Below are 6,401 nucleotides of genomic sequence, written 5' to 3' on the forward strand. Positions count from 1 at the left end.
CCAGGCCCTGGGTAGCGCCGGGCCATGCCCGGCGACGGGAGCGTGGTCAGCCCGCCGGAGCCTGGCTCGCCGGCACCAGCCCCTTCAGCTCGCGATAGCGCTGCAGGGTGCTGTCGATCTCGGCCTTCAACGCCTGCTGCTGCTGCAGGAACCCGGCTTGCAGCCGTTGCTGCGACTGCAGCTGCACATGCCGCTGGCGGATCGCCTCGGCCTGCTTGTCGGCCACCTTGCCACCGGCCAGTTCGCGGTCACCTGCGGCCGCCAGCAGCGCCACCAGCGACTCACGCAGGCTGGTGACGTTGTACTCGGCGGTCTTCAGGTTGTTGTCCAGCACTTCCTGGCGCTCGGCGAACACCCGGCGCAGGTCGTCCTCGCTGCCATAGGTGGTCAGCATCGCCTGCTCGGTGCGCTGGCGGGTCTGCGCGGCCATCAGGTCCAGCTGCTGCTGCGCCGCCTCCGTGCTGGCGGCGGCGCGCTCTTCGTCGGTCAACGCGCGCTGGACCTGCGCATTGCGCAGGCCGCTCTTCGCGTTGAACTCCTCGCGGGCATGGTTGACCGCGTCGGCCGGCAGCGAATCGCTGCAGATCCGCTCCTTGCCCTCGTTCCAGCAGTACAGCTTCTTTTCCGTCTTGACGCTGTCGCGCGACTGCGCCGGTACGGTGAACGGCACGGCCAGCAGCAGGGCGGCAAAGAGGACAGCAGGAACTCGGGACATGACCTTTCCCCTGGGTCGGTCAGCGGATCGAACGGACGCCGTACTGGGCCCGGTAGGCTTCCAGCGGCTGCCGGTAACCCACAAGTTCCGGGTTGCCGGAGGCGAAATCAAGCAGATCGGCCAGCGATGCCACGGCGATCACCGGAATGCCGGCTTCCTCGGCCACCGACTGCGCCGCCGAACGGCGATCGGTTTCCGAAGCGATCTCCTGGCGGTCCAGCGCCACCACGATGCCGGCCGGGGTGCCACCGGCGGCGCGGATGATGCCCAGCGCTTCACGGATCGCGGTACCCGCAGTGATCACGTCGTCGACGATCAGCACGCGCTTGCCATTCATGTCGGCGCCGATCAGCTGGCCGCCTTCGCCATGGTCCTTGGCTTCCTTGCGGTTGAACGACAGCGGCAGGTCACGACCACGCTGGGCCAGTTCGCAGGCCATCGCGGTGGCCAGCGGAATGCCCTTGTAGGCCGGGCCGAACACCACGTCGTACTTGATCCCGGTGGCATCGATGGCATCGGCGTAGCAGGCGCCGAGCTGCGACAGCAGCGAACCGGAGTCGAAACGACCGGCGTTGAAGAAATAGGGGCTCAGCCGGCCGGACTTGAGGGTGAACTGGCCGAAGCGCAGGGCGTCGGCGGTCAGGGCCAGCTGCAGGAAACGGTGGCGGTGGTCGCTCATCAAAACTCGATTCATCTTCATTTGGAGCACAAATCCTAATCCAGCTGGGCGTTTCGCGCTCGTCCAGCGCCATGTGAAAGCCGTCCAGGCCCAGCCTGGCGGACTGCGCAGCCCGGCGGGCAACCGGTATGCTTGCCCGGTTTCCCGCCGCAGGTCCCCCGCATGCGCATCATCAGTTTCAACGCCAATGGCATCCGTTCCGCCGCGACCAAGGGCTTCCTCGACTGGTTCCGGGCCCAGGACGCCGACGTCCTGTGCATCCAGGAAACCAAGGCCCAGGAAGACCAGCTGACCGATCCGATGTTCCGCCCGGACGGCCACCACTGCTTCTACCGCGACGCCATCACCAAGAAGGGCTACAGCGGTGTAGCGATCTACAGCAAGCGCGAGCCGGACCAGGTGATCACCTCGCTGGGCTGGGCCCCGTTCGACGACGAAGGCCGCTACATCGAGGCGCGCTACGGCAACCTCAGCGTGGTCTCCTTCTATATCCCGTCGGGCAGCTCGGGCGACCTGCGCCAGGGCTTCAAGTTCGAAGTGATGGAATGGCTGCGGCCGATCCTCGAGGAATGGGCGCGCAGCGGCCGCGACTACGTGCTGTGCGGCGACTGGAACATCGTGCGTTCGGCGCTGGACATCAAGAACTGGAAGTCCAACCAGAAGAACTCCGGCTGCCTGCCGGAAGAGCGCGACTGGCTCAATGCCCTGTGCGCCGACCATGGCCAGGCCACCGATGTCGCCGCCGGACGTGGCTGGGCCGATGCCTACCGCCTGCTCAACCCCACCGGCGAGGACTACACCTGGTGGAGCAACCGTGGCGCGGCCCGTGCCAACAATGTCGGTTGGCGCATCGACTACCAGTTCATCACCCCGGGCCTGCGTGACCGCCTGCGCAGCTGCTCGATCTACCGCGACGAGCGCTTCTCCGACCACGCGCCGTTCATCGTGGACTACGACCTGTGACCGAGGCGGCCACGCCGGTCAGCTACAAGGGCTGGGCAGGAATCAAGCGTGCCTTCGGTACCCCGTCGGCGCTGACCATGGCCATGCTTGGCTTCGGTAGCGGCCTGCCGTTCCTGCTGATCGCTTCGCAGACCCTGTCCACGCGCCTGCGCGACGTCGGCCTGGACCTGGGCAGCATCGGCCTGATCAGCCTGGCCAGCTTCTTCTACCTGCTCAAGTTCCTGTGGGCACCGTTGCTGGACCGCTATGCGTTCCCGTTGCTGGGCGGGCTTGGACGCCGCCGCTCATGGTTGCTGGTATCGCAGGTCGTTGTGCTGGTGGCCCTGGTTGCGTTGGCCTTCGTGCGGCCCGAGCAAGGGGTCTGGCCGTTGGTGATGTGGGTACTGGTGGCCTCCTTCGCCGGTGCCACCCAGGATTCCGCGGTCGATGCCTATCGCATCGAGATCGCGCCGCAGTCTGCGCAGGCCGCGCTGGCCGCAACCTATACGCTGGGTTACCGGATCGGCCTGATTCTGGCCGGCGCTGGTGCGCTGTACCTGGCTCAGTTCGAAGGTTGGATCGTCGCCTACCTGGCGATGGCCGCGCTGATGCTGCTGCCGATCGTCACCACCCTGCTGTGTGCCGAACCAGAGCGCCCGGCCACCGCGGTGCAGCGCCGCATCGACATTGCCGAAGCCTTCGTCCAACCCATTTCCAGCTTCTTTACCCGCAATGGTGTGGCACTGGCGCTGGCGCTGCTCGCATTTGTCGGGTTCTTCAAGTTCCCCGATCAGGTCATTGGTGTGATGGCCGGTCCGTTCTATCTTGATTCGGGGTTTGACAAGGCCGACATCGCCACCGTCTCCAAGCTGTTCGGCGTGTGGATGGGAATCGGCGGTGCGTTCCTGGGCGGTATCGCAGTGGCCGCGTTCGGCTTCCGCCGCATGCTGCTGGTGGCCGCACTGGGCGTGGCGCTGTCCAACCTGGCCTTCCTGCTGATGGCGCACAACCCAGGCAAGCTGTGGGCATTCTATGCCGCGCTCAGTGCCGACAACCTGTTCCAGGGCTTTGCCGGCACCGTGCTGGTGGCCTTCATGTCGTCGCTGACCGACCGCAACTTCACCGCAACCCAGTACGCGCTGCTGGTCTCGCTGGCCAACCTGCCCGGCAAGTTCGTCGGCGGTGTCTCCGGCTACATCGTCGAAGCCACGTCCTACAGCACGTTCTTCATTCTCAGCTCGGTCACCGTGGTGCCGACCCTGCTGCTGCTGGCCTGGCTGTGGCCGCGCATCGCCGACCGTGGGCCACCGCCGGTCGCCTGATTGCCTGCCCGCCCGGTCTGCGGGATCATCGCCCCCGACGCGCCGAGGGGGCGGTGCCTTGCGAACGGGGAAGTGAGCATGGCCGACGTTGTGCTGCGGGACCTGGACCCGCTGCTGCTGGAACGTATCCGACGTGTCGCGGTTGCCCGCGGCTGGACCCACGAACAGACCTGCGCCGCCTTGCTGGAGCAGGGCCTGTTCGGCAGTGAACTGGAGGTCCGCTCCGGCTTCGGCGATCCCGAAGTGAACGCGCTCTCCGACGCCATCGCCGCCCTGCAGGCCCTGCCCGCAGGGCAGGGCTTCGATTAGTGCCCATGTAGCGTCGAGCCACGCTCGACCGCCGTTCCCGGTAGATCCACGCCATGCGTGGATGACCACCTCACGCCAGGTGGATCGCCCCCAGGATCCGCGGCCCCGTTGCCCCGGTCACGCCCGGCAGGTTGCCGGCCAGCCCGTCCATCGTCCGCTGCGCCAGCCAGGCGAAGCCCATCGCTTCCACGTACTCCGGGTCCAGCCCATGCACTGCGCTGGACTCCACCTGCACCCCCGGCAGCCGTGCAGCCAGCCGCTTCATGAGCTGCCGGTTGCGCACCCCGCCGCCGCAGACCAGTAGGCGCCGGGTCTGCGGCTGCTGCGCCAGCAGCGCATCGGCCACCGTCGCCACGGTCAGCTCCAGCAGGGTGGCCTGCACATCGGCGGCAGCGTACTGGCCTTCGCCCATGTGGGCCTCGGCCCAGGCCAGGTGGAACTGTTCGCGGCCGGTGCTCTTCGGCGGCGGCAGCGCGAACCACGGCTCCGAACGCCAACCCGCCAGCAGGCTCTCGTCCACCGCGCCACTGGCGGCATACGCGCCGTCGGCATCAAAGGTGCGGCCGGTGTGGCGCTGGCACCAGGCATCCATCAGCGCGTTGGCCGGGCCGGTATCGAAGCCACGCACCGCGCCTTCGCGCGGGATCAGGGTCAGGTTGGCGATCCCGCCCAGGTTGAGCACGGCGCGGTCTTCATCAGCCGTGCCCAGCATGCCGAGGTGGAAGGCCGGCATCAGCGGCGCACCATGGCCTCCGGCTGCCACGTCGCGGCGGCGGAAATCACACACCGTGGTGATCCCGGTCAGCTCGGCGATGCGGTTGCCGTCGCCCAGCTGTACGGTGAAGGCCGGATTGGCCAGCGGGCGATGGCGCACGGTCTGGCCGTGCGAGCCGATCGCGCGGACCTGGCTGCGGTCCACACCGGCCTCGGCCAGCAGTTGATTGGCGGCTTCAGCGAAGCTGATCGCGATCCGCGCGTCCAGTTCGCCCAGCTCCTCCAGCGAGTCCAGCGGGCCCCCTTCGCCCAGTGCCACCAGCCGCGCCCGCAGCACCGGCTCCCAGCGGGCGGTCAGGCCATGCACGAAGCGGCAGCCAGCGCCGCTGGGGAACTGCACCAGCGCGGCATCGATGCCATCGGCGCTGGTGCCCGACATCAGGCCAAGGTACAGGGGGGCGTCAGCGTCGACAGTTGTGTTCATGGCAGGCATAAAAAAAGGACGCGGCAAGCTTGGGCTGCCGCGTCCTTCTTCGTCAACGCAGGGGCTCAGCCGCGCTTGCGGCCGGTTGCCTGTTTGTCCTTGGCGCTGGCAACCTCGGGGGCGGCCTCGTCGCGGCTGGTCGGTGCCGGGCTGGCGTCGGCGTAGATCAGCTTCTCCATGCCCTGGATGCGCGCCATCGCCGGTGCGGTCTGCGCGCGGAAGGCGACCAGCTCGGCGCCCTTCAGCGGCTCCGGCGGCGGCATGGTCACGGTCAGCGGGTTGCGGTGCTCGCCGTTGACGCGGAATTCGTAGTGCAGGTGCGGGCCGGTCGCCAGGCCGGTCGAGCCGACATAGCCGATCACCGTGCCCTGGGCCACACGCTGGCCGGTCTTGATGTTCGCAAAGCGCGACATGTGGCCGTACAGGGTGGTGTGGCCGCGGCCGTGGTCGAGGATCACCACGTTGCCGTAGCCGCGCTGCACCCCGGCGAACTGCACGCGGGCGTCGCCGGCGGCCATGATCGGGGTGCCGGTGCGCGCGGCGTAGTCCACGCCCTTGTGCATGCGCATCTTGCCCAGCACCGGGTGCTTGCGCGCGCCAAAGGTCGAGCTCAGCCGTGCGAACGGGATCGGCATGCGGATGAAGCTCTTCTTCAGCGAACGGCCGTTGATGTCGTAGTACTCGGACTTGCCGTTGCGGTCGAAGCGGAAGCCGGAATAGGTCTTGCCACCGGTGGTGAAGGTCGCCGCCAGGATCTTGCTGGTGTCCACCTTCTCGCCTTCGCGCCAGGTTTCATCCATCACCACGCTGAAGCGGTCGCCCGGCTGCAGGTCCTTCGAGAAGTCGATGTCGTACTTGAAGATGTCGTCGGTCATCGTCGCGATCGCCGACGGCGACAGCCCGGCGCGGCGGGCCGCGGCATACAGCGAGCTGGTGATCTCGCCGCTGGTGACCACCGTGCGCGTGGAGGTCTCGCGTTTGGTCACCTTCTCCTTGATGTCATCGCCGGCCAGGCTCAGTTCCACCCGGTTGTCGGCATCGCGGTCGAAGCGGATGCTGCGCAGGTCACCGGACAGCGGCATGTCGAAGGCGATCTCGGCACCCGGGCGCAGCTTGGTCAGCGCCTCACGTGCACCTGGGTGGTCCAGTACCCGGTGCAGGGTGGTGGCCGGAATGCCGGCCTTGTCGAACAGGTCGCTCAGGGTCTGGCCGCGCTGCACCCGCAGCACCTGCCAG

The 6,401-nt window shown here is 67.7% G+C and carries 7 protein-coding genes (1 of these 7 only partly in view); 3 read left to right on the forward strand and 4 right to left on the reverse strand.

Annotated features, from left to right (window positions below; translation table 11 throughout):
* Positions 1-46: 46 nt before the first annotated feature.
* Positions 47-715 (reverse strand): hypothetical protein, encoded by a 669-nt coding sequence (locus ACZK13_RS01425; protein WP_180838590.1) that lies wholly within the window; start codon positions 713-715, stop codon positions 47-49.
* A gap of 19 nt (positions 716-734) precedes the next feature.
* Positions 735-1,394 carry an orotate phosphoribosyltransferase gene (pyrE, locus tag ACZK13_RS01430; RefSeq protein WP_010486876.1) on the reverse strand — a complete coding sequence of 220 codons (660 nt, stop codon included), beginning with the start codon at positions 1,392-1,394 and terminating at the stop codon, positions 735-737.
* A 162-nt stretch (positions 1,395-1,556) separates the two neighbouring features.
* On the opposite strand from pyrE, the gene ACZK13_RS01435 reads away from it, so the two are divergent.
* The 3 genes from ACZK13_RS01435 to ACZK13_RS01445 all read left to right on the forward strand — a co-directional run bounded on the left by ACZK13_RS01435 (position 1,557) and on the right by ACZK13_RS01445 (position 3,967).
* Positions 1,557-2,357 (forward strand): exodeoxyribonuclease III, encoded by an 801-nt coding sequence (locus tag ACZK13_RS01435; protein ID WP_014035707.1) that lies wholly within the window; start codon positions 1,557-1,559, stop codon positions 2,355-2,357.
* A complete protein-coding gene (locus tag ACZK13_RS01440; protein ID WP_049421491.1) occupies positions 2,354-3,658 on the forward strand; it encodes an AmpG family muropeptide MFS transporter in 1,305 nt (434 codons plus the stop codon). The genes ACZK13_RS01435 and ACZK13_RS01440 overlap by 4 nt, the downstream gene beginning before the upstream one ends.
* 78 nt (positions 3,659-3,736) lie before the next feature.
* On the forward strand, positions 3,737-3,967 hold the full coding sequence (locus ACZK13_RS01445) for a hypothetical protein (RefSeq protein ID WP_180838591.1): 231 nt from the start codon (positions 3,737-3,739) through the stop codon (positions 3,965-3,967).
* Positions 3,968-4,037: 70 nt separating this feature from the next.
* On the opposite strand, the gene ACZK13_RS01450 is transcribed toward ACZK13_RS01445, so the two are convergent.
* Together ACZK13_RS01450 and ACZK13_RS01455 are read right to left on the reverse strand one after the other, a co-directional pair.
* Positions 4,038-5,165, reverse strand: a complete 1,128-nt coding sequence (locus ACZK13_RS01450) for an anhydro-N-acetylmuramic acid kinase (protein WP_180838592.1) — start codon at positions 5,163-5,165, stop codon at positions 4,038-4,040.
* A 65-nt stretch (positions 5,166-5,230) separates the two neighbouring features.
* Positions 5,231-6,401, reverse strand: the 3' portion of a protein-coding gene (locus ACZK13_RS01455; RefSeq protein WP_032128447.1) for a M23 family metallopeptidase. 302 nt of this gene lie beyond the right edge of the window; the window shows 1,171 of its 1,473 coding nt (coding positions 303-1,473); its start codon lies off the right edge, out of view; its stop codon occupies positions 5,231-5,233.

The organism is Stenotrophomonas sp. 99219_Sma (assembly GCF_056480785.1).